The sequence below is a fragment of the Paenibacillus silviterrae genome, from assembly GCF_030167925.1.
Taxonomy (GTDB): Bacteria; Bacillota; Bacilli; order Paenibacillales; family NBRC-103111; genus Paenibacillus_G; species Paenibacillus_G silviterrae.
On sequence record NZ_JASKUT010000001.1, the window covers coordinates 4,292,608 to 4,317,686 of the forward strand.

Annotated in this window: 30 protein-coding genes; 20 read left to right on the forward strand and 10 right to left on the reverse strand. The window is 54.9% G+C overall.

Annotation, left to right across the window (positions count from 1 at the left end):
• Window position 1: 1 nt before the first annotated feature.
• From qoxC to qoxA, 3 genes are read right to left on the reverse strand one after another with little or no spacing between them, the layout of a single operon-like run.
• The gene (gene qoxC, locus QMO62_RS19790) at window positions 2-622 is read right to left on the reverse strand and encodes a cytochrome aa3 quinol oxidase subunit III (protein ID WP_284643569.1); all 621 of its coding nucleotides are present in this window, start codon (window positions 620-622) and stop codon (window positions 2-4) included.
• On the reverse strand, window positions 612-2,588 hold the full coding sequence (gene qoxB, locus QMO62_RS19795) for a cytochrome aa3 quinol oxidase subunit I (protein ID WP_284643571.1): 1,977 nt from the start codon (window positions 2,586-2,588) through the stop codon (window positions 612-614). The genes qoxC and qoxB overlap by 11 nt, the downstream gene beginning before the upstream one ends.
• Window positions 2,578-3,603 (reverse strand): cytochrome aa3 quinol oxidase subunit II, encoded by a 1,026-nt coding sequence (gene qoxA, locus QMO62_RS19800; RefSeq protein ID WP_284643573.1) that lies wholly within the window; start codon window positions 3,601-3,603, stop codon window positions 2,578-2,580. Before qoxA ends, qoxB begins: the two co-directional genes overlap by 11 nt.
• 268 nt (window positions 3,604-3,871) lie before the next feature.
• Here qoxA and QMO62_RS19805 point away from each other — a divergent pair, with 268 nt between their 5' ends.
• From QMO62_RS19805 to QMO62_RS19825, 5 genes are all read left to right on the forward strand, one after another.
• Window positions 3,872-4,249, forward strand: a complete 378-nt coding sequence (locus tag QMO62_RS19805) for a hypothetical protein (protein WP_284643575.1) — start codon at window positions 3,872-3,874, stop codon at window positions 4,247-4,249.
• 208 nt (window positions 4,250-4,457) lie between these two features.
• Complete coding sequence (gene hprK, locus QMO62_RS19810) at window positions 4,458-5,372, forward strand: HPr(Ser) kinase/phosphatase (protein WP_284643577.1); 915 nt, start codon at window positions 4,458-4,460, stop codon at window positions 5,370-5,372.
• On the forward strand, window positions 5,373-6,800 hold the full coding sequence (locus QMO62_RS19815; RefSeq protein WP_284643580.1) for a PstS family phosphate ABC transporter substrate-binding protein: 1,428 nt from the start codon (window positions 5,373-5,375) through the stop codon (window positions 6,798-6,800).
• Between the two features lie 86 nt (window positions 6,801-6,886).
• Window positions 6,887-7,060, forward strand: coding sequence for a hypothetical protein (locus QMO62_RS19820; protein ID WP_284643582.1), 174 nt, complete (start codon window positions 6,887-6,889; stop codon window positions 7,058-7,060).
• An 86-nt stretch (window positions 7,061-7,146) separates the two neighbouring features.
• Window positions 7,147-7,971 carry a serine/threonine protein kinase gene (locus tag QMO62_RS19825; RefSeq protein WP_284643583.1) on the forward strand — a complete coding sequence of 275 codons (825 nt, stop codon included), beginning with the start codon at window positions 7,147-7,149 and terminating at the stop codon, window positions 7,969-7,971.
• Here the strand turns inward: QMO62_RS19825 and QMO62_RS19830 are convergent.
• On the reverse strand, window positions 7,956-8,132 hold the full coding sequence (locus QMO62_RS19830) for a hypothetical protein (protein WP_284643585.1): 177 nt from the start codon (window positions 8,130-8,132) through the stop codon (window positions 7,956-7,958). The two genes, QMO62_RS19825 and QMO62_RS19830, sit on opposite strands and share 16 nt — an antisense overlap.
• Window positions 8,133-8,230: 98 nt before the next feature.
• Between QMO62_RS19830 and QMO62_RS19835 the strand changes: the two genes are divergently transcribed.
• The 5 genes from QMO62_RS19835 (at window position 8,231) to QMO62_RS19855 (ending at window position 11,584) form a co-directional block, all read left to right on the forward strand.
• A complete protein-coding gene (locus QMO62_RS19835) occupies window positions 8,231-8,368 on the forward strand; it encodes a hypothetical protein (protein WP_284643588.1) in 138 nt (45 codons plus the stop codon).
• A 201-nt stretch (window positions 8,369-8,569) separates the two neighbouring features.
• Complete coding sequence (locus tag QMO62_RS19840; RefSeq protein ID WP_284643590.1) at window positions 8,570-9,343, forward strand: Na-translocating system protein MpsC family protein; 774 nt, start codon at window positions 8,570-8,572, stop codon at window positions 9,341-9,343.
• A gap of 81 nt (window positions 9,344-9,424) precedes the next feature.
• Window positions 9,425-9,877: a hypothetical protein gene (locus QMO62_RS19845; protein WP_284643592.1), complete on the forward strand. Its 453-nt coding sequence runs from the start codon at window positions 9,425-9,427 to the stop codon at window positions 9,875-9,877.
• 77 nt (window positions 9,878-9,954) lie between these two features.
• Complete coding sequence (locus tag QMO62_RS19850) at window positions 9,955-10,119, forward strand: hypothetical protein (RefSeq protein WP_284643594.1); 165 nt, start codon at window positions 9,955-9,957, stop codon at window positions 10,117-10,119.
• A gap of 265 nt (window positions 10,120-10,384) precedes the next feature.
• Window positions 10,385-11,584 carry an MGDG synthase family glycosyltransferase gene (locus QMO62_RS19855; protein ID WP_284643595.1) on the forward strand — a complete coding sequence of 400 codons (1,200 nt, stop codon included), beginning with the start codon at window positions 10,385-10,387 and terminating at the stop codon, window positions 11,582-11,584.
• Between the two features lie 65 nt (window positions 11,585-11,649).
• On the opposite strand, the gene yhfH is transcribed toward QMO62_RS19855, so the two are convergent.
• Window positions 11,650-11,850, reverse strand: a complete 201-nt coding sequence (yhfH, locus tag QMO62_RS19860) for a protein YhfH (protein ID WP_284643597.1) — start codon at window positions 11,848-11,850, stop codon at window positions 11,650-11,652.
• A 103-nt stretch (window positions 11,851-11,953) separates the two neighbouring features.
• Window positions 11,954-12,655 (reverse strand): response regulator transcription factor, encoded by a 702-nt coding sequence (locus QMO62_RS19865; RefSeq protein WP_284643598.1) that lies wholly within the window; start codon window positions 12,653-12,655, stop codon window positions 11,954-11,956.
• A gap of 125 nt (window positions 12,656-12,780) precedes the next feature.
• On the opposite strand from QMO62_RS19865, the gene QMO62_RS19870 reads away from it, so the two are divergent.
• The 3 genes from QMO62_RS19870 to QMO62_RS19880 all read left to right on the forward strand — a co-directional run bounded on the left by QMO62_RS19870 (window position 12,781) and on the right by QMO62_RS19880 (window position 15,262).
• Entirely contained in the window at window positions 12,781-12,984 is a 204-nt protein-coding gene (locus tag QMO62_RS19870) for a YwbE family protein (protein ID WP_284643600.1), read from the forward strand.
• A gap of 92 nt (window positions 12,985-13,076) precedes the next feature.
• Window positions 13,077-14,516, forward strand: a complete 1,440-nt coding sequence (locus QMO62_RS19875) for an ATP-binding protein (protein ID WP_284643602.1) — start codon at window positions 13,077-13,079, stop codon at window positions 14,514-14,516.
• 128 nt (window positions 14,517-14,644) lie between these two features.
• Window positions 14,645-15,262 (forward strand): nitroreductase family protein, encoded by a 618-nt coding sequence (locus QMO62_RS19880; RefSeq protein ID WP_284643604.1) that lies wholly within the window; start codon window positions 14,645-14,647, stop codon window positions 15,260-15,262.
• A gap of 63 nt (window positions 15,263-15,325) precedes the next feature.
• Here the strand turns inward: QMO62_RS19880 and QMO62_RS19885 are convergent, their stop codons facing one another.
• The 3 genes from QMO62_RS19885 to QMO62_RS19895 form a co-directional block, all read right to left on the reverse strand.
• Complete coding sequence (locus QMO62_RS19885) at window positions 15,326-15,724, reverse strand: VOC family protein (RefSeq protein ID WP_284643605.1); 399 nt, start codon at window positions 15,722-15,724, stop codon at window positions 15,326-15,328.
• 83 nt (window positions 15,725-15,807) lie between these two features.
• A complete protein-coding gene (locus QMO62_RS19890) occupies window positions 15,808-16,257 on the reverse strand; it encodes a DnaJ family domain-containing protein (protein ID WP_284643607.1) in 450 nt (149 codons plus the stop codon).
• 121 nt (window positions 16,258-16,378) lie between these two features.
• Entirely contained in the window at window positions 16,379-17,644 is a 1,266-nt protein-coding gene (locus QMO62_RS19895) for an erythromycin esterase family protein (RefSeq protein ID WP_284643608.1), read from the reverse strand.
• A 119-nt stretch (window positions 17,645-17,763) separates the two neighbouring features.
• Between QMO62_RS19895 and QMO62_RS19900 the strand changes: the two genes are divergently transcribed.
• The 5 genes from QMO62_RS19900 (at window position 17,764) to QMO62_RS19920 (ending at window position 21,696) form a co-directional block, all read left to right on the forward strand.
• On the forward strand, window positions 17,764-18,228 hold the full coding sequence (locus tag QMO62_RS19900) for a DUF2243 domain-containing protein (RefSeq protein ID WP_284644987.1): 465 nt from the start codon (window positions 17,764-17,766) through the stop codon (window positions 18,226-18,228).
• Window positions 18,212-18,796, forward strand: a complete 585-nt coding sequence (locus QMO62_RS19905; protein ID WP_284643610.1) for a uracil-DNA glycosylase — start codon at window positions 18,212-18,214, stop codon at window positions 18,794-18,796. Before QMO62_RS19900 ends, QMO62_RS19905 begins: the two co-directional genes overlap by 17 nt.
• 84 nt (window positions 18,797-18,880) lie before the next feature.
• On the forward strand, window positions 18,881-19,903 hold the full coding sequence (locus tag QMO62_RS19910) for a YybI family spore inner coat protein (RefSeq protein WP_284643612.1): 1,023 nt from the start codon (window positions 18,881-18,883) through the stop codon (window positions 19,901-19,903).
• 153 nt (window positions 19,904-20,056) lie between these two features.
• The gene (locus QMO62_RS19915; RefSeq protein ID WP_284643614.1) at window positions 20,057-20,908 is read left to right on the forward strand and encodes an HAD family hydrolase; all 852 of its coding nucleotides are present in this window, start codon (window positions 20,057-20,059) and stop codon (window positions 20,906-20,908) included.
• 116 nt (window positions 20,909-21,024) lie between these two features.
• A complete protein-coding gene (locus QMO62_RS19920) occupies window positions 21,025-21,696 on the forward strand; it encodes a GNAT family N-acetyltransferase (RefSeq protein WP_284643616.1) in 672 nt (223 codons plus the stop codon).
• Window positions 21,697-21,714: 18 nt separating this feature from the next.
• Here the strand turns inward: QMO62_RS19920 and QMO62_RS19925 are convergent, their stop codons facing one another.
• Window positions 21,715-22,140: a hypothetical protein gene (locus QMO62_RS19925; protein ID WP_284643618.1), complete on the reverse strand. Its 426-nt coding sequence runs from the start codon at window positions 22,138-22,140 to the stop codon at window positions 21,715-21,717.
• 257 nt (window positions 22,141-22,397) lie between these two features.
• Between QMO62_RS19925 and QMO62_RS19930 the strand changes: the two genes are divergently transcribed.
• Window positions 22,398-23,219: a glycosyltransferase family 2 protein gene (locus QMO62_RS19930; protein WP_284643619.1), complete on the forward strand. Its 822-nt coding sequence runs from the start codon at window positions 22,398-22,400 to the stop codon at window positions 23,217-23,219.
• Between the two features lie 40 nt (window positions 23,220-23,259).
• Entirely contained in the window at window positions 23,260-25,068 is a 1,809-nt protein-coding gene (recQ, locus tag QMO62_RS19935; RefSeq protein WP_284643621.1) for a DNA helicase RecQ, read from the forward strand.
• Window positions 25,069-25,079 lie beyond the last annotated feature (11 nt).

Consider the following 25,079-nt stretch of genomic DNA (forward strand, 5'->3'; position numbering starts at 1 on the left):
CTTATATCACCAGCCCTTTCAGATAGACGAACGTGAAGATGAAAATCCATACCACATCAAGGAAGTGCCAGTACAGCCCGATAATGAACGTCTTGCGTGCCGTCACCGGCGTAATGCCGCGGCGAAGCAGCTGTATGATGATCAGAATCGCCCAGCCGATCCCCATGGAAACGTGAAGTCCGTGGGTCCCAAGCAGAACGAAAAAGCTCGAGAGGAAAGCGCTGGTTTGCATCGTGGCGCCCTCGTGAACGTAGTGCATGAACTCGTTCACTTCCATATAGACGAACCCTGCGCCCAGGAGGAGCGTGATGATCAGCCAAGTGAGCAGCCCCTTCAGGGAGTTCCGGCGCATTTCAAGAATGGCCAGCCCGCAGGTGAAGCTGCTCGTAAGCAGCAGCACCGTCTGGATCATGACATCCTTCATGATAAATAAATCCTTGTGCGTCGGTCCGCCGGCATACCGGTCGAACAGCACGCCATATACGCTGAACAGTGTTGCGAAAAGAATAATCTCCGCGCCGAGGAAAATCCAGAAGCCCAGGATATTCATCCGTCCCTGCGCATCCCGGTATTCCATAGGGAGCGACGAGTTCTCGTGTCCGTGAGCCGTGTTAGCCGACATAACGATTCACCTCACCTTTGCGATTTCTCCACTTGCGTTCCGTTTGTTCGATTTCTTCCTTGTGCACATGGTACCCCTCGTTGTAATCGAACGAGCGAACGATCAGTCCGGCGAAGATGCCGATTGCGGCTACTGCGGCGGCAATATGCCATTCAAAGACAAGGAAGAAGCCCGCGACGCCGAAGACGGCGCTCATGATGATAGGAAGACCCGAGTTGCTAGGCATGTGGATCTCTTCAATTTCTTTATGGTCCAGGGTCAAGCCCTCGTTATTTTTCTTCATATGCCAGAAGGCGTCCAAGCCCTTCACCTCAGGCAGCTTGGCGAAGTTGTAATGCGGCACCGGAGAAGCGGTCGCCCACTCCAGTGTTCTTGCATCCCACGGATCCGACGGCACCTGACGGCTGGCAAAGCGCAGGCTCCAGTAGATGTTGTAGCAGAAGGCCGCGAAGCCGACGGCAAGAATCAGCGCGCCGATAGCCGACAGCAGGAACAGCGGCGCATTGCCGGATTCCGCGGAGAACGTGTAAGCGCGTCTTACGGCACCGTTCAGACCGAGGAAGAACATCGGGAAGAACGTCAGGTTGAAGCCGATCACGAACAGCCAGAAATGCCAGCGTCCGATGCGCTCGTTCAGCATGTGACCGAACATTTTGGGCCACCAGTAGTACAGGCCTGCGAACACCGCGAACACAACGCCCGGAATGAGCACGTAATGGAAGTGCGCCACCAGGAACAAGGTATTGTGGTACTGGTAATCCGCCGAAGCCATTGCAAGCATGACGCCCGTAACCCCGCCGATGACGAAACATGGGACGAAGGCGAGCGCCCACAGCATGGCGGTTGTCATTTTGATGCGGCCTTTGCGCATCGTGAAGAGCCAGTTGAACATCTTCACGCCCGTAGGCACGGCAATCATCATCGTCGTAATCGAGAAAAACGAGTTGACGGCAGGTCCGGCACCCATGGTGTAGAAGTGATGCACCCACACAAGCATACTAAGCAGGGCGATCCCGACGATGGAGACGACCATCGACTTGTAGCCGTACAGCGTTTTGCGTGAGAAGGTGGAGATAACCTCCGAGAAAATACCGAACGCAGGAAGCGCTACGATATACACCTCGGGATGGCCCCACAGCCAGAACAGGTTTGCCCACAGCATATCCATCCCGCCGCCGGACAGCGTGAAGAAGTGCGTTCCGTACAGGCGGTCAAATGTCATTAAAGCAAGCGCAACGGTGAAGATAGGGAACGCAGCGACGATAATGACGGATGTGATGAACGTCGTCCATGTAAACATCGGCATTTTCATCAGCGTCATGCCTTTGGTTCTCATTTTCAGAATCGTGACGATAAAGTTAATCCCGGTCATCAGCGTACCGATCCCCGCGATTTGCAGGGCGACGGCATAATAGTTGTTTCCTATACCCGGACTGAATTCCTTGCCCGCCAGCGGGAAATAGGAAGTCCAGCCTGCATCCGGCGAGCCGCCGATGACGAAGCTGAGATTAAACAGCATCGCTCCGCTGAAGAACAGCCAGAAGCTCAGCGCGTTCAGCTGCGGGAAGGCTACGTCCCGAGCGCCGATCTGCAGTGGAATCACTACGTTCATAAGACCGATCAGGAACGGCATCGCCATGAACAGAATCATGATGACACCATGCGTAGTGAAAATCTCGTTATAGTGCTGCGCATCCAGGAACGTCATATCCGGGCGCGAGGTTTGGGCCTTCATGAGGAGGCCGTCGACGCCGCCGCGGAAAAACATAAGCACGGCGGACAAAATATACATGATGCCGATTTTCTTATGGTCAACGGTAGTCAGCCACTCTCTCCAGAGCCACTTCCACTTCCGAAGATAAGTGACGCCTCCAACGATGCCGAGCATGGTTAATGCAATGGCGATTTGGGAGCCTAAGATCAGCGGATCTCCCGTGATGAAGAATTCATTCCATTTAATGCCCATGGTGCTCACCCCCAGCAGATTTCTCAGTTACGGCAGGCTTCGTCGCCGGTGCAGCTGGCGTTGTCTGCGCAGGCTGGTTAGACGATTCCGTGCCTTTATTTTTGTAGTTGTCTTCTTCTTCGAATATCTTTCCTTTATACCCATGCCCGCTTTGGTACAGCTCCGGGTTGGTGTATGACTTCGAGTCCGGATCCGCGTGGTTCACCCAAGCCAGATGCGTGTTGGAGAATGTCATCCGTCCGAGATGCGTCGGCTTCAGAAGCTCCTCGTACTTCTCTTCGGTCAGCTTCGGTGCGGTACGGCCTACCTCGGCTACCCATTCGTCCCAATCCTTCTGCGTCTGCGACAGCACTTCAAACTCCATATCCGCATAGCCGCGGCCGTTAAAGTTCGTGTTGCGTCCCATGTAAGAGCCCGGATGGTCGGCGACGAGGTACATCTGCGTCTCCATCTTGCCCATCGTATACTTCTGTCCGCCGAGTGCAGGAACCCAGAAGGACTGCATCGTGCTGGCCGAAGTCAGCTTGAACAGCACCGGCGTATCCTCAGGAATGTTGACATAGTTGACGGTCTCGATGCCCTGCTCCGGATAGCTGAAGATCCATTTCCAGTCGGCCGAGGTGACGTGAATCGTGATCGGCTTCTTCTCCTCATAGCCCTTCGGAACACCTTCGAGGTCGTATAAGCTCTTGACCGTCGGGATCGTCAAGGCAATGATGATGAGAATCGGAATCGCCGTCCAGACAATCTCCAGAAGCAGGCTGCCTTCTTCGTTAGGAGGCTCATAGTCCTTGTTCTCCGGCTTCTCCCGGTACTTCCACACAATGTAACCGAACAATCCGAACACTACGACAACAACCAGCAGCATCCAGACGAGCGACCAGTTAATCAGGTCGAGGATGCTTCGCGCCACCGGACCCTGCGGGTTGAAAACCACCATGTTCGGTACGCAGCCGCCAAGCAGCAGAACCAGGATCAGCGACAGCGGCAATGCAATTAGCCTAATTTTACTCATGAGGTAAGCACTCCCTTCACAAAAAAGACACACATTGAGAAAATATTCACAATCTGTTCAAGGTTGTTGTGATTTATTTCACTTATGGATCCATAATAGCATGACGTCTCTTTGGAAGTTGTTACAGATCGGTTAAAACTGTGACAAATCTCGTAAGGTAAACTTAACCCAAACCCTCGGCCGCGAATCGCCTGCCCGGTATTGATGTGCTGCTGCGGTTTCGGGTATACTTTGGGCTAATCAATCATCTTGAAGGATGTGGGCAAAGGTGTCCGAAGAATTATTGAAAAAGCTGAAGTATAAAACAGGACGAGCCCTGGTCATCGGCTCTGTTCCGGAGGGCTTCGATCTCGGGGTCGAAGCGGATCGCACGGCGGACGGGAAGTATGAATTCGTCATGCTGTTTGTCGGCAGCAGCTCGGAGGTGCGGGAGCAATTCCCTCAGGCGCTCGCATTGTTGAAGGAGGATGCGGTATTCTGGGTAACCTATCCGAAGCAATCCTCGAAGGTGAAGACGGACATTAACCGCGACTCGCTGTGGAAGCTGGCGGATGAAATCTCCGACTACCGCCCGGTCAGCAACGTGGCAGTGGACGAGAAATGGTCGGCGCTTCGCTTCCGGCATAAGGATAAGGTGAAGAAGTAGATCAGGAGTTGCGGCAGGGATGAGGAAAGGCGGACGGCCTTCTGACTCCCTGCTTTTTTTGTTACGCTGCAGTGGATTAGAGGACGTCCGGGCTCCATATACATAGGATGGAGGTCCGGCAGATGTCGCTTTGGCGTGTAAGCAGGGAAACGCCGGCCGCTGTAGAATAACTGTAGCAGGAATGAAGTGTGAGGGGGAGAATGGATTCGTGAAAGCGATCACAGTACAGGATTTGGTTACCCGTTTTTCATTAGAGGTGCTGACAGGGGCGGAGGAGCTCCACCGCACGATTGAGAAGCCGCGAGCTTACCGGCCGGGGCTGGAATTTGTCGGCTACTTCGATTTCTTCTCTCATGCGCATGTTCAGGTGCTGGGCAGAAAAGAAATCAACTACCTCCATAAGCTAAGTGAAGAAGAGCGCAACGAGCGCATCGGCAACATCGTGAAATACCATCCGCCCTGCTTTGTGGTGACCCGCAATCAGGAAGGCTTGAAATATTTAATGAAATATTGCGAGGAGGAACGTATTCCGCTGCTTCGTACCGGGGAAGCGACTTATAAGTTTCTGGATCTGCTGGATACGTTCATGGCCAAGGCGATGGCGCCGGAAATTGCCGTTCACGGCGTATGCGTCAACGTCTCCGGTATCGGGATTCTTCTGCGGGGCAAATCCGGCGTCGGCAAGAGCGAAACCGCTCACACGCTGATCCGGCGCGGGCATCGCCTCGTTGCCGATGATCTGGTCGTGCTGAAGAAGATCAGCCCGGAAACCATTCTCGGTACCCACAACGGTACAAGCAAGGAATTTCTGGCTCTTCGCAGTATCGGGCTCATCAATGTGTCCCGGTTGTACGGACGCAAGGCGTTCCAGGATGAAACCCGCATCGTGCTGGACATTGAGCTCACCAAGTGGGAAGAGAACGCGCTGAATAACGATTTGGAGCTCGAACCGAAGTTCACCGAATATATGGATGTCCAAATCCCGCACATGCAAATTCAGCTGCAGCCGGGGAGAGACGTAGCAGGACTTGTTGAGGCGGCGGCGAACAACTGGTACCTCCGTCAGCAGGGCTACAGTGCCGTAGAGGATTTCATGAAACGGCTGGAAGGCGAAAGCCGGTAAATGGCGGGCAGGGTTAAGGCGCTGGGGATCCGGGCGGGCTGGATTCTCATCTACGGGCTTTTGTACTTTTTGATCTACGGTGCGTTCACATTCCTTAGCGGGTTTGCCATCGTTCCTAACGAGCCGGACTTTCTTTATCGCTGGCCTTCGCTGTCCGATACGGGTGTCCTGCTGCTACTGCTGCTTTATAGCTCGGTCATAGGAATGATATTTGTATGGCTCGGTACCCGGGTCTCTCAGATCGCATCGCAGCACCCGGCATGGCTTCCTGCGGCAGGGTCCTTGCTCGTTCCGGCGCTTGGGCTGGTCATCTGGAACGTAACCTTCTTCAGCCTCCGGGGATCCCAGACGGGAATCGCCAGTATGGAATGGCTGTTGTTTACTTTGTATAACATCTGGATGCTGCCCTTGGTGGATACGCTTCAGTACTACGTTACGGATGCAACACGGATGAAATATATCGGCGCGCTGGTATCGCTGCTCCCTACTGCGGCTTTACTGGCAGGGATCCGGCTTCACCGCAAGCCATGGAGGCCGGCCCGGAAGCGGCAGGCTTACAGGCTGGGGGCAGGTGCGGCGGTTGCCCTCGTTCTCATCATTGTGCTGACCGGCCTACTGCCTAAGGGGACGTTGTTCACTTGGAAAACGTACCCTACCGTAGACGGTGCCACCGCAGCCATTCCTTTCGGCAAGCTTATGCTGAGCGAGCTGACCGGCACGAATCGGGCGCACGCCGACCGGGAGCTGCGCTTCTATACCTCGCATGAGGCTTATGTGAACCTCATCGAAAAGCGTGCCGACCTCATCCTAGTCTCCGGTCCGTCAAAGGAGGAGCTGGCCCTGGCTGAGCAGAACGGGGTGAAGCTGAAGCTTACCCCGATCGGGAAGGACGCCTTCATTTTTCTCGTGCATAAGGAAAATCCGGTGAGCAATCTTTCCTTGAAGCAGATCCAGGATATCTATACAGGCGATGCGGATAACTGGAAGCAGCTGGGCGGAGAGGACAGCGCCATCACAGCCTTCCAGCGGGAAGCGAATTCCGGCAGCCAAACCTTCATGGAGAATAAGGTCATGAAGGGACTCACGATGGCCAATCCTCCGATGGACCGCAAGGTCACCGGAATGGGCGGACTGATGGATGCAGTAGCGGATTATAAAAATTCGAAGCATGCGATCGGCTATACGTTCTATTATTTTGCCAATGAGATGCATCGGCGGGAGGAAGTGAAATTCCTCGCACTGGATGGAATTGAGCCGAATAAAGACAACATCCGCTCGGAGAAGTATCCTCTGACGGCTCCGCTGTATGCCGTAACCAGAGAAGGAGAGCCGGAGGACGGGGCGGTCGGCCGATTGCTGGCATGGCTGCAGAGCAGCGATGGGGCGCGGCTGATCGAGCGCGGGGGGTTCGTGCCGATCTGGCCTTAGGCCAACTCGTGCATAGGACCTCTGCCGTGAGAGCATAGTAGTAACGGTTATGCATCTACTTCACCGGCACAGGAGGAACGATATCCATGGCATCGAGCAGAAATCATCAGGGAGCCCACGGCATCGGGCAGGCCGAAGAGCAGCTGAATCAGCAGGCGCAAGCGGCCGCGGAGATTCAGGGGCAGAACGAAACGGATCAGGAGATTCTGGCTGCGGCGAACGAACAGGATTCGGAGCTGGACGAGATCATCGAATCGTAAGTGAATGCTACAGGAACGGGCACTGACCTTGGTAGAGGGTCGGTGCTTTTTTGTGCTACGATGGGAGGAAGAGAGGTGAGACAGGTATGCGAAACTACTTGCGCAAAGCGTATGAGAGCTGGATCGATTATCCGCTTCGGGATGGAAGCAGGCTCGCCGGAGGAGAGTACCGGATCGTACGGTTTCTGGGTGTGGGCAGCTACGGGCTGACGTATCTGTGCGAGCATAGAATCACTGGGGAGCAGGCCGTCGTAAAGCAGGCGAAGCCGAGCAAGGGAAAGCTCGGAGCGGAGCTGCTTCAGCGGGAAGCGGAGGTCATGGCGCTTCTCAGGCATCCGCGTATCCCTAAGCTTGTCGGGACGGTCGCTGCAGGAAAGCATGCCTATCTCATCATGGAGTACGTAGAAGGGGAAACAGTAGAGGATCTGATTTTCGAGCGGGGCATCACTTATACGGAACGGGCGTCTCTGCAAGTCCTTCGGGAGCTGATGGAGATTGTAGCCTACGTACACGACCAAGGGTTCGTCCATTTGGATATCCGCATTCCCAATGTAATTTGGAAGGGAAACGATCTGCATCTGATCGATTTCGGACTGGCGAAGCGGATCGGTGCGCATTTCGTGCCGGAGCGCGGGATGGACGAGGAGCTGGTGCGGCGCCGGACTCCGACGCTTTCGAGCGACTACTATGCGCTCGGTCATTTTTTGCTGTACCTGCTGTACTCCTCTTATCCCAGCGCGGATTCGGATACACAGGAGAGCGCTTCGGAGGGAGACGATTGGGAAAAGGAGCTTGCGCTCTCAGCAGGAACGACGTCCTTGCTGCGCAAGCTCCTCCAAAGAGATGCTCCCTATGATTGTGACGAGACGCTTCTTCTGGACCTGAAGCAATCGATTCAGGAGCTGGAATAGCGGCCGTACTTGTTTTTGTAATGACGGTGCCCTTGCCGGTAGCCGTTGCTCTTATGCACGTCGGAAGACGAGTACTTTTTGTACATCGGCTTGCGCGGATAATGCCCTTGCTTGGAGTGAAGCAGAGAGGATAGTAACTTTCTGAGCAGATGCTTGATCATAACATGGCCTCCTCCGTTGCGAACTGGATTTACCATATATGTACGGTTCGATGCTCCTGCGGTTTCAAGAAAGCTGCTTCGCATAGCAGAGGAGAACCTTGGGAAAGCTGGTAGGGGGGAAGCGAATCGGTAGGATCGGCAAAGAGCGGTTACAGCATATCAGCGGCTATGCCGGGAAGCTGCTGCGGCAGAAATTCGGGCGCGGGCCGGACCCAATCTTCGCTTATGCCGGATAATCGATTCCTCGTTGCGGATGTGCATCGTCCTGAAGTAGGATAGGGGTTGCCTGCAATTTACTGGCCGTTAAGGCGGGCTCAACGGTTTACAGGAATGGCGGCTCCTTTATATAATATGAGCTATATTTCGTTTGCCCGCATTCATTATAGAGAAGAGGATAAGATGCCTTTTCTTGGAAACCTTTAGGCGGGGGAGCGACCATGCAGGAGTTGACAAGTCAAGGGACGGCGGGCGCATCGGCCCAGCAGGCTCAGCAATTGATTGCAAGCTATACCGGCAAGCTGCTGCGGGAGACCTTCGGCAAAGGTCCGGAGTCGGTGTATGTTTCCTTAGGACAAACGTACTTCACGATTTATTTGCGAAATTTCCTCTCTCCTTCCGAACGGGTTCTGCTGGATCAGGATCATGATCGGATCATTCATCAGATGCGGGATCGGCTGATGGATAATATCATTCCTGAGATCAGCACTTATATGAGTATTGTGACGGGAGTGAAGCCGAGGGAGTTTTACTACGATTGGAATTTAAACAACCGGTCGGGTATGATCATGGGGATGACCTCGGAGCCTTTTCCTGATACGTCTGCGCTATGCGAGCATTATGAAGGCCGCGAAGGCCTAGAGGTTGAGATTGTGAAGATCAGCCAGCAAGCCCAGAAGGCCCCGGAGGAAGTCTACTCCTGCGAGATCAATCCCAGAACGCTTATCGTGCTGCGCAACGGGATTCTGGTACGAATTGAGAAAGAGTTCATTCGGCTGGGGCACGGCGATATGCTGCGAACCGTAAAGCGGCAGCTTGAAAAGAGCTACATGCACAATAACAGTGCGTTTGAATCGCTCTTGCAAAAGAGTGTCATCGACTCCTTCGTCGATTGGAACTATCAGCTGGACAAAAGCATGATGGTTTTCGTTCTGAATCCCAAACATCCGCCCGGTGGCAATGTGCTGGACATGGTCGACATGAGCCAGTCATAAACCGAAATAGAAAGCGAATGCGGTTCGCTTTTTATTTCGGTTTTTTTCATTTTTATATTCAACAGGAGGAGGAAATACATCATGAACCGTAATCGCATATCCTCTTTAAGCGAGCAGTTGAAGGAAATGGGAGCAGAGTCCACTGCGGCTTTTTCGATGGATCATCTGGATCTTGTCAACCGCCTGCAGCTGTATGATGAGCTCGCTCCGGCGGCCTACACGGAAATCGGCCGAGCGCTGCTTGAGGTGAAGAAGCTGACGAAGGACATTCCTGCCGAAGAGCTTGGTATGTCAGCCGATGCGTCGATAAGGCAGCTGCGCGAGCTGGAGATAGCGGTATCGGGAGAAGGGGAGCTGTTTATCAGCCGGTTCCGCAGCGCACAGAGGGGGTACGCTTTGCAAAGGGCCTTCGTTTTACTGAAACGGGAGCTGTCCGACTACGGCGGCCTGGAGAAGGAGGAGCACAAGCTTATTCTGGAACGCGTCGCCTATGCAAGTAAGGTGCTGGACCAGCTGATCGACATTTTGGGCTGAAGGAATAATCGGTACCCGTTTATGTAAGTCTATATATCGGGTACCTTCAGGAACCCCGAAAGGAAGGAGACAAGCTCATGGCCCAGCAGCGTAACGATAACGACGCCTTTGTTACCAATAGCAATGAGAAGTATGACCGGTCGCGTATTGTGGAGGATGGAACGAATGCGATTCACAGCCCGGAGGAAGATGCGATAGCGGCTATCAAAGGGCATATCGAAAAGCAGGACGAGGAAAAGTAACTCCTGCGGCAGACAAATGCACGCTCGGCTCCGGGGGAGAGGGCGTGCATTTGTATTTATATGCCTATACTCAAGAGACAAAGCATAGTATACTGTGTAGCAGTTATAGACAGGCCGTCTGTTTATAAGGGCGGCATAACGGGTAAGTGCTTTAATAAGGGACTTGCGGCAAATTTAAGAAAATGTTAAGGCCTTCGACTGAAAAAAGTTCAGTTTTGTCCTATACAATGGGTGTAACGGAACCAAGGGACGAGGAGCGGATCGGATGGAAAACGGGTTTGCTGGGGGCAGAGGAAAACGGAATGTGCTGATCCTGTCGGGCAGCCTGGGCGACGGACATCGTCAGGCTGCGGAAGCACTTGCCGAAGGGTTTCGAAAGTATCGCCCTGAGGTAAACGTGCAAATTGTCGACTCGATGGAATGGATGTACCCCTATGTACATACGCTGGTGAAATACTGCTTCGTGAAGGGAGTAGAGAAGGCGCCGGCTGTTTATGGATATTTGTATCAAAAAACGCGGAGGGCGGAAGCCGTTTCTTTGCCGCTTCGGTCTTTCCTGTGGCTTGGGCTTCAGAAAATGGCAGCGAAGCTTGGAGCGCTGCAGACCGATGAAATTGTATGTACCTTCCCTTTGGCGGCGGCAGCGGTTTCTCTTCTGAAGGACAAGGGACTTTGCGGGCTTCCGCTCATTACCGTAATAACGGATCATACGGATCACAGCCTGTGGATTCACCCGCATACAGATGCCTATCTGGTGGGCTCTCCTCAAGTGAAGTCCGCCCTGGTCCGGCTGGGGATCGAGCCTTCCCATGTAACGGTAACCGGCATTCCGCTGCGCCAGCGCTTTTGCGCGGTACCGGACCGGGAAGGGCTGCGGGCAGCCTTCGGCCTCCCCTCCGATGCCCGTGTTGCCCTGGTGATGGGAGGCGGGTGCGGCTTGCTGGGCGACCTGGTGCGGGAACAGCTGCTGCTTGCGGCGAAACGAGAGGCGGCTCTAAGGCTCGTGATGGTGTGCGGACGAAACGAGTCGTATCGTAAGCAGCTGGAGGAAGAGGTTCAGCTGCTGCGGATCGGGGATCGCGTCCGTGTGCTCGGCTTCGTGGCGGATATCCACCAGTGGATGGCGGTGTCGGATGTGCTCGTCACGAAGCCCGGCGGCTTGACGACAGCGGAGGCGCTGGCCATGAAGCTGCCGATGCTGCTGACGAAGCCGATTCCCGGGCAGGAGGAGGATAATGCTCGTTTCCTGGAGCAGACAGGGGCGGCCGTTCGGGCTGCTGCGGACCGCGGGCTGGACGAGCAGCTGCTGGAGCTGCTTCGGGACCCGCATAGGCTTGCGGCTATGCGCCGCTGTGCAGATGCCTGTGGAAGCCGGCAATCGGCAAGACGGGCGATCGAACAGATCGGCAAGGTTCAACGCGCTTCCGTTACCGCCCGAACGGGCCGAATACCTGCCTTCGTATGAGCCGTAAAATCAAAACACGCTTACAGCCGCCTGGGAACAGGATCAGCAGTAAGCGTGCTTTTTGTTCAAGAGCCGTTTAGCTTGGAGACAGGAGGTACGGGCGATACAGGAGCGGCTGACAACGGACTGAGAGGATAGAAGGTTTCCCCGGTGCATTTCGTACAAGTGCAGCGGTAGCAATCGGCCATCTCCTCCAACACATCACCACAGCGGTCACAGCATTTGGCGGGCAAGGATGCATAGAAGTCGCTTGTTTTCTTTAGCATACCATCATTCCTCCTGCTCCGGCGGCTCTCCAGCCGCCTTTGGCGTTAAGTTGTCTGAATAGTCTAATTATACACGGAAAGCGAGAGAATTGTAAGCGCTTTTTTACCCATCCTTCAGCAGCTCCTGAAGCATTAGAATCGCCTTGGTACGATCGTTGGTGCCAATCTTGCTGTAAATCGTGCTGACGTAATTTTTCACGGTCCCTTCGCTCATGTAAAGCGTGCCTGCAATTTGCCGGTTCGTCTTGCCTTCCAGCATCAGTGCAATAATGCTCTTCTCCCGTTCCGTGAAAGCAATGCCCTCTGCTTTCAGGCGCTGAGCACCCCAATCGGCCATGCCGCCGTTCGCGGATTGCGCCAGCCGGGCAGCCAGCCGGGATGCGACCGCAGCCGGCATCATGAGCTGTCCCCGTAAACCGTCCCGTATCGAGTGAGTCAGCTTATCCCCCGGCATATCCTTAAGCAGGAAGCCGGAGGCGCCGCTCATCAGCCCGTCGATGATATAATCGTCCTCTATGAATGTAGTAAGGATGAGTACGGTTGTATCGGGATAGTCCTTTTTAATCAGCTTCGCACTTTCGATGCCGTTCATGACCGGCATTTGGATATCCATCAGCACGACCCGGGGACGAAGCCTTCCTACGGCCTCATATGCCTGCAGCCCGTTCTCCGCCGTGCCTACTACGTTCATGTCTTCCTCCAGGCTCAGGATCGTCTGAAGTCCGTCCCGCATGAGGGTCTGGTCGTCCGCGATCACAATCGTAATCGGACTGTCATTCACATGGATCCCTCCGTTTCTTCTCATAGTCTATAGTACCTTATCGGCAAATGGCAGGAAAAGGCGAACTTCTTCATTTTCTGTTAAAATAAACATACGGGTGTCCCACTTCCTTCTGGAATAAAAAATCAAAAGAAAGCGATGGAACGATCATGACGGAATTACAAGGAAACAATCGCAAAGAAATTGCGCCGGGACGGGAAGTCCAGATTGTGCTCAAACAGGATCAGCGGACCGGCAAGCTGACCAAAGGAATTGTGAAGGATATCCTCACCAAATCGCCGACGCATCCTCATGGAATCAAAGTGAGACTGACGGACGGACAGGTCGGAAGGGTGAAACAAATTGTGCGCTAGGCATAAGTAGGCCGCATTCCGTATATTACATAATGATACACACTTTATGATTCCACCGGGGGATCCTTATGCCTTTTTCCAAAGTGTTTTTTATGAATATCAGCCTGCTGATCTCACTGGCTTATATAATGAACGTAGGCTATAAATACATACTCAGCCGCGCTCCCCGTAAGGTGAAATTCGTTGCGTCGGTGGTCCTGTTTATATTTGCCGGCTGGCTGACGATGGTGTTCGGATTGCAGATCGGAGAGAACGTGCTTTTCGATCTGCGGATTGTCCCGTTGATTACCGCCATCTTCGTGTATACGAATCCTCTTTTCCCGATGCTGATCGGGATCGGCATCGGCTTGGCGCGATTTACCTTTGGCATGAATGAAGCCGCGATGGCGGGTTTTATTAACCTGACGCTGCTTGGGTTCCTCGCGGCGGCCTTGAATGCCTGGTACCAACGTAAGCCCGACCCATTCTGGCGAAAGGTCGGAGCTGCCATCATCGTCATGAACGTGGTTAACGTAGTGAATATCAGCATCTTCGGTGTTCTGGATTTGCCGACCTACCTGCTGACGATTGTACCGAAGACGCTGCCGCTCAGCTTGGCTCTTAGCTGCCTGTTTATGTTTATTCTGCGTGACTTTTATGTGGAAATGCAGCGTATGCTGGAGCTTCGCAGAACGAACGATCTGCTGGAGCAGCAAACGGCGGCGCTGCTTCATACCAAGTCGGCGCTTGAGGAAAAGGCGAAGCAGCTGGAGCAGGCTTCCCAATATAAGTCGGAGTTTCTGGCAAACATGTCCCATGAGCTGAAAACACCGCTGAACAGCATTATTTTATTGTCCCAGCTGATGCTTGATCGCGCTGAGGTCCCGGGTCACCTGTCCGAAGAGGATCGGCAATACGTTCAAATTATGCATTCCTCGGGAAAAGAGCTGCTTCAGCTGATTAACGATATTTTGGACCTGTCCAAGGTCGAGGCGGGCAAAATGGACATCCTTGACGAGATTGTAAGCGTTCAGGAAATTCCGCAAATTTTGTATCATCAATTTCTGATGATTGCGCAGCAGAAGGGCGTTGCGTTTGAGATCCACATGGAGCCGGGTCTTCCGGAGCTGCTTCGAACCGATGGGATGAGGGTGCACCAAATTTTAAAAAACCTTCTGTCGAATGCGTTTAAGTTTACCCATGAGGGGAAAGTGACTCTAGAGCTGAAGCGGATGAAGACTGCCCCTGAAGAGCTGGAAAACGGTAAGAAGGAATGGCTGGCCATCAGTGTCATAGACACGGGAATCGGCATCGCAGAAGATAAGCAGATGCTTATTTTCCATGCGTTTCAGCAAGGGGATGGGTCTATCCATAAGCAGTATGGAGGAACAGGTTTAGGATTGTCCATCAGCAGGCAGCTAGCCGTGCTCCTAGGGGGGGCTCTAACCGTTGACAGCAAGCTGGGGGAAGGTAGCCGCTTCACGCTGCTGCTGCCGATAGATGACGCAGCCCTGGAACGTGAGGGAGAACAGGATATATTTATGAAGGTGTAACGTCCCGACGCGTAAGGTATGCTATAAGAGTGTCAAACTTAACGATTTTTTTACTTAACAAAAGTAAGTAAGTTATGATATAGTATTTAATGTAAAATAAATAGTTAATTAGGAGTGAAAACCATACGATGGAACATACAACGGAACAATTGTCTGGAGTTCAAGTAATTCGCGAGCGTCATTCGGTGCGCCAATATCAGAAGGGTGTTACCATTCCGAAAGCCGAACTGAACGAGCTTTTTGAACTGGCAGGCCTTGCGCCTTCCTCATGGAATTTGCAGCATTGGCGTTATCTTGTCGTTCAGGATCAAGCTAACAAGGAGAAGCTGCTACCGTTAAGCTTTGGCCAGCAGCAGGTAGTAGATGCTTCCGTTGTTGTCATCGTGCTTGGCGACCTGCAGGCGAACCTGGTAGCTGAAGAGGTATTCGCCGGCGCCCCTGCGGAAATTAAAGAGCGCATGGTTCAGCAGATCAACGGCGCTTACGCAAGCAATCCGCAAGTTGCCCGTGACGAAGCCATCCGCAACGCTTCTCTCGGCGCTATGCAGCTGATGCTTGCCGCCAAGGCGAAAGGTTATGATACCGTACCGATGGGCGGCTTCGACCCGGCTGGCGTAGTGAAGGAATTCGGCATTCCCGAGCGTTATATTCCGGTGATGCTGCTTCCGATCGGTAAGGCGCAGACGCCTGGCCGTGCAACGGAACGATTCCCTCTGGATAAGATCGTCATCCGCGAGCGCTTCTAAATAAAGACCATAAGCCCTGCTTCGGCAATGTGCCGTGAAGCAGGGCTTTGTCATGTCCCGGGCTTATTCTCCCGCTGTCGTGATCATCCAGCCGACCCCGTATTTGTCCTCCAGCTTGCTGAACCAGGAGCCCCAAAATTCCTTCTTCAGCGGCGCAACCACCTTGCCTCCGGCCGACAGCCTATCGAAGGCGGCACGAGCTTCTTCTACCGTGGCATACTCCAGGTTCAAATCCAGGCTATTTCCTTGCTGCAGGGGACCTTGGACCGAATCGGACATGAAGAAGGTCACTCCCGCCACCGTCATGCACAGGTGCATGACCTTATCCTTCATCGCGTCGGGGCAGTTCGGAGTTTCTCCGAAGGTCATGATGCTGTTGATCTCCCCTCCGAGCGCCGACACATAAAATTCCGATTGCGAACGGGCATCCTCTGAAAAGAAATACGGTGTTAATTTGGCCATAAGTCTCAGCTCCTTAGAAGGTGTATAGTTGCTATAGATTTATTATAGCTTTCGGTAGGCCATCCGGTTTCTTACGGATTGCTCTATTTCCATTTCTCATACTGCTCCCGGAGGTTGGCGCGGTTCACCTTCTTACGGTGGAGGGACAGACTGGGCGCCTGATGATTCAGCTCGGCAATCTGGCGGTTGATGTCCTCCATCAGCTCCCCCAGCTTAGGGCTTTCCGGTTCCCGTTCCAGCAGCTTCAGTGCTTCAACTGTGTTTGCTTGAATCTCCCTGCGCAGCATAATGAAGGGGGGCGGAACGTTGGCTTGTTTGAGCAGCGTCGTTAAGATATCTCCCGTAGGCACCTCCAAAGGCTTGCCGTAGCCTGCCAAGGATTCAAGCCCGCCTTTTTTCACAAAGTCCTCGTAGGCTTCGTCCACCCACTGCCGCTGCTGCCGCTCCGCCGCCAGCATCACATCCGTATCCTCGAAGGTTTCCTTCGGAAGCGGGATCAGCGGCCGCTGCCGGGGTTCTTCCTCATGACTCACAAGAATCGTCTCCTCTCCGAAACGAATTTCACATAAGTATCCCCAGCGTAATGGAAAGCAAGAAGCCGGTCAAGGGCGGCAAGGCGTGATTTCCCCTGCATGGCCCCGACCGGCTGATTTATTATACGTATACGGGTTCAACTGAGAGCGGAGCTAAGGCTGTGGTCTCATCCACATGGATAAAAGCATCATACCGCTCCGGCAGCACGGTCGGCACATAGTTGCCGCGCTCGTATTGCGGATGGTAAACGACCCCGATCGCCCGGTGACCGATCACCTGGTTGAACGAATCCTGCCCTTCCTTTCCGAAGATCAGGATCTGATCATGAGCGCCTGCCTGATGCATAAGGTCCTCCCAGCTGTTCCTGCGCCCTTGCGGAACCTCCATGACCTCCAGCGGGGCGCCCCAGGAGGTGGCGGCGATAACCGTACCGCGGTACGTCCCGAATCCCACTGCGTATACATCGCCCGGAGGCTGCTGCTCGCGAAGCAGCTGGCCGACGTTAACCATGCCGTCCCGTGCCATGTCCGTCGCCCTCGCATCTCCGATATGGGTGTTGTGCTCCCACACAATCGCTTTCGTTCCCGGTCCGTGGAACCGGACGATCCGGTTCAGCGCTTCGACCATGTGGCGGTCGCGGATGTTCCAGGACTCGGCGTCCCCGGTAATCATGCTCCGGTAATATTCCTCCGCATGAACCGTCACGAGGCCGTTGATCTCTGCCGCAAGGGCTGCTTCCTCCGGATCATCGGAACGGTGGGCGTCCGTGCGAAGCTTGGTAAGCAGCTGAATCACTTCGTCCACACAGCCTTCATTGAACAGGGAGGCGGACAGGCCGTACGACTGCCCGTCGCGGCCGAACGGCTCGAAGCAAGCGAACGCCTCGCGGGCGGTATCCAGATGGGGAGAGCCCGTTTGCCGCAGATAGTTCAGGATATCATCCATCGATTCCCACAAGCTGTAAACATCAATGCCATAGAAGCCGACACGGTTCGGAAGCTCCTGTCCGTTATTGTAGGTGTGGAGCCATTCGGTGAGGTCTTGTATTTCACGGTTGGCCCACATCCAGGTCGGCCAACGGTTGAAGTCACGCAGCGCCTCCTCTGCGGAAGCCGTAGCGCCGGACAGCCCCTTCACGTAGCGGTTGACGCTGAAGCAAGACGGCCAATCGCCCTCTACGGCGATGACGCGGAACCCTTTGCGCTCGATGAGACGCCGGGTCAGCTCAGCCCGGTACTGATAAAATTCGGATGTGCCGTGGGATGCCTCGCCGAGCAGCACATAATGGGCGTCGCCGATGGCGTCCACAATCCGGTCAAGGTCCTCCGAAGAACGGAGCGCCGTCGCATGATCTTGAATCTCTTCGATAATTTGCTTCGTGTTCATAAGGACTGCAGACTCCTTTAAAGGTAACTTGGAATGAGTTTAGTATGCGCGGAATCGGTGGATAATGAGTAATAATCCGACATGGATATCATTGGAAAGCAGGGGCGATGAATTTGCGTATGACGCTAGCCGAGAAAAACTTGTTTAGCGCAGGTTTTGTCTTGGGATTAGGATTATTAGGAGCCTTTGACGGGATCATGTTTCACCAGCTGCTGCAGTGGCATCATGTTGTGCATCATCCTGATTCGCGGGTGGAGCTGATCTCCGATGGAGTGTTTCACGCCGTTGTTAGCGCTTTGATGCTGTGGGGGGCGATCAGACTGTTTCGCCATGCGCGGGAAGATCAATTATCCGGACGCTCTGCTGTATTTTGGGGCAGTATATGGGTAGGGGGCGGCGTCTTTAATCTAGTGGAGGGGCTTATCAACCATCATTTGCTGCAGCTTCATCACGTGAAGCCGGGAGATCCTTATGAGCTATGGTACGATTTGGCCTACCTGGCATCCGGGCTGCTGCTTGCCTTCATCGGCTGGAGAATGTGCTCTCCGGGAGGGCGCTCGTTTTCTCATGCTGCGAGATCGTGAGGATTTTGCCCCGAGGGTGTGGCGGGAGGAGCCGGCGCCGGAGCATGCGGTAAACTGCATGGCGTGTGAGCTGGCCGGCCAGCGAAGCCGCGTCATCTGGGGCGAAGGCAATCCGAAGGCACCGATTCTCGTGCTGCTCGACAATCCCGGCGACCGGGAGGATCGGGAGGGGAATGCTTTCGTCTGCGGCACCAGGCAAGCGCTGCAGCAGGCGGCCTATGAGACGGGGCTCAGCGAAGAGGACCTGTACGTTACGTACTTGCTGAAGTGCCGACCGAAGCGGGCATACGATAAGGAGCTGGCCCGATCCGCTTGCTCCGGGCATTTGACCGCCCAGCTGGCGCTGCAAAGACCTAAGCTCCTGTTCTGCCTCGGCAATGTGGTGGTGCAATCGTTCTTCGGGAACCCGGAGGCTGAAGTGAAGAACTTAAGAGGCCGGGTGCATCAAGTGGAAGGCTGGGCTGTCGTCGTCTCCTACCATCCGCTTGCGGTGAGGCGGAGGCCGAATCTGCTGCGGCTCTTCCTAGAGGACTGGAGGCTGCTGGCGGAGACGCTTCACGGGTTATAAAATTTTTCCAAAGGATGCAACCTTGTCTTGGATTTCGCGTCTAAGCAGCTAGAGTCCATTATGACAACAGAGGTGATCGGGACGATGAGAAAAACAGTAATCAGCTTCCTGTGCGGAACGCTGCTGTCGCTGACGACCGTAGCCGCGGCAAGCGATACGATTCAGGCGTTTTTGTTTCCGGCGAAGCTGCAAATCAACGGGGTGGAGAAACAGCCGGCCGATGGGAATCCGGTCTTGAACTACAACGGCTCCGTCTATGTGCCACTTCGCTTTGTGGCAGAAGCCTTGGGCTCCAAGGTAAGCTATGAAGAGGAGACCAAGACGGTGATGGTGCGGGCGGAGACCCCCGCCAGCACTTCCGCGAAGGCATTGAAGGTGCAGCCGCTGGAAACACTGGAGGTCGACCTGGATCTCGACGGTACGAAGGAAATCGTGGAGCTGGTAGCAGACGTCAGCGAGGAAGGAGCGCCCTTCGCTTGGCGCATTCTGGTGGACGGCGGGCTGCGGGCGTTCTTGACCCAGCCGGAGGACGGCATGTACGGACCGGTTGCCCATATGGAGACGAATGACCTGACGGGCGACGGCAAGCCGGAGCTGCTGGTGTACCGGTATAATACGGGGACGGCCGGGGCGATCGGATTGACCGTTTACGAGCCGAGCGTGCTCTGGAGGGCGATCTTCGCCGTATCCGATCCGTTCCGCTTCGACGGTCTCGAACGCATGGAGGCAAGGTACGGGGTTCGTTATTTGGGGAATTTGGAGGTAGAGTTCACGGATAAGGAAACCGGTCTTAAGGCGGTCATTCCTCAGAGCCTTGAGAAATACAAGGGCATCCCGAAGAAAGAGCTGGAGCCGATGCTGGAGAAGCTTCATCTGTGGGTGGATCCGGTCAGCTTCTATAAGATTACCGATGACGACAAGGATGGCCGTAAGGAGATCGTAACGCAGCAGCGGGTGATCGGCATCGGGCATCCGGATACGCTTGCGCTGCTGGAGAACGTGTACTGGCTTGGAGAAGACCAGAGCTACCGTCCGGTGAAGCAGAAGGTGTATGACTACAAGGAGAACGTAATGGCGGAGCAGAGCCGCAAGCAGCCGCTGAAATAAAGGATAGGGAACTATCGGGATCCGCACGGAGGTGCGGGTCCTTTTTAGAGCTTGCCTCCATAAAATCTTAACCTTCTGTTAATATCCTGCTGACAATGGCATGGTACCATGGTCCCCAAAGGAGTACCATCACTTAAGCAGGAGGCATCGGGTATGGATTGGCTTCAGGATATCAAGGTAGTTTTGTTCGACCTGGATGGCACATTATATCAGGATGATACCTTCTACAAGCGGTACTTGGGCCATCTGCTGCGGGAGACCGAGTACGAGGGAGCATTGGCTGACGTTACGGAGGAAGTAAGCCGGATCCTGTCGGGACAGCATAGGTGCCGAATCGGCGACTGGTATCATCCGGGCCGGAAGGTGTGGATGCGCTTGTTCCAGGAACAGCGGGCTGTCGCCTTCGATTGGTCGGGTACGCCGGTCGAGCTGGATCTCCATGCCCTGGAGGGCTCGAGAAAGGATCTGATCTATGCGGGAGATGCCTGGAGCGTAACGGACGTTATGGCGAGCCGCCTTCAGATCCGTGAGGAACGGCGGCGGGACGCGTTTTACAGGGTCAGAGAAGAGATGCTGGCCGGCGCCTGCGGACGGGTCAAGCATCCCGAGCTGATCGAAACGATTCACGGTTTAACGAAGCTGAGGACCAAAGTACTGCTGACCAATTCTCCGAGGGATACTGGGGAGGAATTTATCCGTGCGCTGGGCTGCGAGGAATTATTCGATCAGATTCATTATGCAGCCGACAAGCCCAAGGGAATCGAACTGTTCGTACGTGAGCTGGTGAAGCAAGGAGTGGCGGCCCCTTACCAAATCCTGTCCATCGGGGATCATGCCTGGAATGACCTGCATCCGATCCGTAAGCTAGGAGGACGAACGGCATGGATCGCGCCTTACCCGTCCAGCGACCCGGAGGTCTGGGATGTGACGATAACCGGAGTGAAAGAATTGACGCAATTTCTTGGACAGCTCCATGAGGCCGGGATGGCTGCAGCCGCATCATAAGGTACGATAAGAGAACGTACGATTTGGATAAAGCTGGCGAAGTCCGTTATAATAAGAGGGATGTTCTGCGGGACAAGATCTTATTATTCGAAACGGGCTGGAGGTTGAACGAATTCATGATCTATCATCGGATTACGGATATTAGCGATCCTTACTTTAAACAAATGCATGAGCTGATGCAAACGGTGTTTCCTCCGGAAGAGGTGCTGGCCTTCGAGGATTGGGCGGGACCGCTTCAGGATCCGGGCATCCGCGTATTCGTGGCCGTCCGGGACGGACAAGTGGCGGGGGCAACGGAGTACCGCTACTATGAGGACATGCAGGTGGCCATGACTGATTTTACCATCATCGGACGTGATGGCCTCGGTATCGGACCTTTCCTGGCGAAGGAGCGGATGAAGGATCTGCAGGCGGTTGTGGCTGCTGCAGGAGGCCGGCTTCAAGGGATGTTCGCCGAAATCTACAATCCCTATCTGGTGGATGCGCTGGAGTTCGGCGGGGTGAAATCGATGAACCCTTATGTACGGCGTGAGGTTCTGGCACACCTTGGCTACTTAAAGCTGGATGTGGACTACGTGCATCCGTCCTGGCAGCAGGATGGGGAGGCGGTTCAGGGCTTGGACCTATGCTTCATGCCGATCGGGGCGGAAATGTCGGCGGTGCCGGCGGCGCTGGTCGTCAAGTTCCTGGAAACGTATTATGCCGTGCTGCCGGATAAGCCGAAGCTGTGGCATGAGATGGTAGAAGGGCTGAAGCAAAGAGAATCGGTTCCTTTGCTGGCGATCTAAGAGGAGGGGGAGGCGTGATTACGCCTCCTCTTTTGTTTTCGCTTCTGCGCTTTCCAGCTCTTCCAGCGCTTTCTCGAGCCCGTAGTTGAGCAGCAGCGTTTTGAAGCCTTTCCCGCGCCCTTCCGCAACGGCGTCCAGCCGAGCCTTGAGGTCCTTGCGGATGTAAACGCGGTCCTTGTCATGCGTCTCGCTGCGCTCCTTCTTCTTGAGGCCGACCTCAAGCAGGGAAATCAGCGGCTCTTCTTGGGGCTCAGCAGCGACGGGCTCTGCAACGACAACGGAATCATCGGCAACGAGCTCTGCAGCGGAAACCGGCGGGGCGGCTTTAGCCGGTCGTCTGCGCTTTGGGGCCTGCTTCTCCTCGATCACGGACGGAGCCGAGGCTTCCGTTACCGGATTCGTGCCGGCACCCGTATCGATTTGACCCTTTTTTTGCTGTGGCATGGCGAATACCTCCTTCGAGATCACTTGGTATGCTCTTGTGTTCGATTCGGTTGATAACTTTATTGTAGCACAGCCGCCTAAAGCGGAGAATCGTCTTTTCGCAGGGCGGCTACCGCCTGCCGGAAGCCGGGGAGGCCTAGCACTTACCAGTGAAAAGGAGACGGCGCAAGGTTTCCCTTTTCGCATTTTTTCGGTATAGTGGTGGGTAGCAGCTATGGGTGCGCACGGAGTAACCATGAAGGAGCTTGAGCTGATCCATGAGTGAATACCAACCGTTAATTTCTGTTATCATTCCTACTTATAACCGGCCGGATTTCCTGTGCGAGCTCCTTGAATCACTGGCTCGTCAGACGTACAAGCATTTGCAGATCATCGTGGTGAACGACGCCGGAGAGCCGGTGGAGGAAGTCAAGGAGCTTTATCCTGAGCTTGACATCACTATCGTGACTATGCCTTCGAATCAAAAGCACGTCTTTGCCCGTAACCGGGGACTGGAGCTGGTCCGGGGCGAGCTGATCCTGCTTTGCGACGATGACGATTTGCTCCTCCCTACGCATGTAGAGCGGATGGTGGCGGAACTGGCCGATGCCGATCTGGTGTACTCGGATGTGGAGATCTTCGATTATGCCGTCGAGAATCGGGCCCGCCGTGCAACGAAACGATTCGTCTTTGCCTACGAGCACGACGTGGAGGCGATGCGCAAGTTTTCCACCTTCGTGTCGTCGGGCTGTTTGTTCCGTCGCTCCGTTTATGAGGCGCTGGGACCGTTCGATACGGAGATGTATCATTATTGGGATTGGGATTTTTTCCTGCGGGCGGTAGAACGGTTTCGGGTTAAACGGGTGCCGGTCGCCAGTGCTTTGTACGCTTTCTCTGAGGCAGGAGACAACATGTCGGGGAACCACGAGGACATGCGCCCTTACCTCGATAAGCTGTCGGCCAAGCATAGGCTCGGCCACTTGCCGACGAAAAACTTCTTCGTTCTGCTGGAAGAGCCGGAAGTGATGAGCCGCCGGGCGCAGACACAAGTGTTATGGGACGGGGAGCCTGTCATCTCCCGAAGGGTGAGGCAAGCATGAAGGCTCTACACATAGATTTTGGACAAAGGAGGCAGCAGTGATGATTGGCACGATGGAGCAGGCACAAGAGCTGCTGCGCAAATATTACGGCTATCCTGCATTTCGCGACGGACAGAAGAAGGTGATCGACAGTATCCTGTCCGGCTCGGATACGCTGGGCATTATGCCGACCGGGGGCGGCAAATCGATCTGCTATCAGATTCCGGCGATGATGATGTCGGGGACGACGATCGTCATTTCTCCGCTGATTTCGTTGATGAAGGACCAGGTCGACAGCTTGGACAGCATCGGTGTGCCGGCGGCGTATCTCAATAGTGCGCTGACGTACCCGCAGGTGGAGAATCGGATCCGCAAGGCGGCACGCGGCGAATACAAGCTGCTGTACGTAGCGCCGGAGCGTCTGGAGTCGGAGCGGTTCATCGAGCTGCTCGGCGAGCTGCAGGTGCCGATGATTGCGGTGGACGAGGCGCACTGTGTATCCCAGTGGGGACACGATTTCCGCCCGAGCTATATGCGCATTCATGAGCTTGTGAAGCATTTGTCCGGGAGACCGCTGCTTGCTGCCTTTACAGCAACCGCGACGGATCAGGTGCGAGAGGATGTGGTCGCCAATTTGCGGCTGCGGGAGCCGCAAGTGTTCGTCACCGGGTTCGCCCGGGAGAACCTGAGCTTTACGGTGATCAAGGGCGAGAACAAGCGCGATGTGATGCTGGAATATATCCGGGATCATAAGGGCGACGCGGGGATCATCTATGCGGCTACGCGCAAGGACGTCGACCAGCTGCACGACCTGCTTGAGCGCAAAGGGCTGTCCGTCGGCAAATACCATGCCGGGATGACGGATAAGGAGCGGGCGGCCATGCAGGAGCAGTTCCTGTACGACGAGGTGCAGCTGATGGTTGCGACGAACGCGTTCGGGATGGGGATTGATAAATCGAACGTGCGTTACGTCATTCATTACAATATGCCGAAAAACATGGAGGCCTATTATCAGGAAGCCGGTCGTGCGGGCCGTGACGGCGAACCGAGCGAATGCATGCTGCTGTTCAGCCCGCAGGACATTCACATTCAGAAGTTCCTCATCGAGCAGTCGGTGGGCGACCCGGAGCGGCGGGCTCAGGAGTATCGCCGCCTGCAGCAGATGGCCGACTACTGCCACACGGCGCAATGTCTGCAGAGCTATATCGTGCGGTACTTCGGCGGGGAGCCGGCAGGCGATTGCGGCAAGTGCAGCAGCTGCGCAAGTCCCGATCGGCAGCTGACGGATATTACGCTGGAAGCACAGCAGATCTTCTCCTGCGTCCGCCGCATGCGCGAACGGTTCGGTACGACGCTTGTGGCGTCGGTATTGAAGGGCTCCCGCAACAAGAAGGTGCTGGAGTTCGGCTTCGACAGCCTAAGCACGTACGGGCTCATGGCGAAGCGCACGGAGAAGGAGATCGTCGATCTGATTCAGCTGCTCACGGCGGAAGGATATTTGCAGCTGACGGAGGGCAAGTACCCGTTGCTAAAGCTCGGGCCTAAGGCGGCTCCCGTGCTGACGGGCGAGGAACGCGTCGTGCAGAAGGTCCGCGTGAAGCCGGCTGCGGCGACCATGCAGGATGTGGAGAGCGAGCTGTTCGACGAGCTGCGTCGCGTGCGCTCCGAGATCGCGAAGCGCGAGGGCATCCCGCCTTACATCGTGTTCCCGGACAGTACGCTGCGCGAGATGTGCGGCGTGAAGCCGACCAATCCGGCGGCGATGCTGAAGATCAAGGGCGTCGGGGAAGCGAAGTTTTTCAAATACGGGGCGTACTTTATCGACTTTTTCAAGCAGCTGCAGCAGCAGGAAGCAAGGCAAAACGGATAAGGACGGGGACT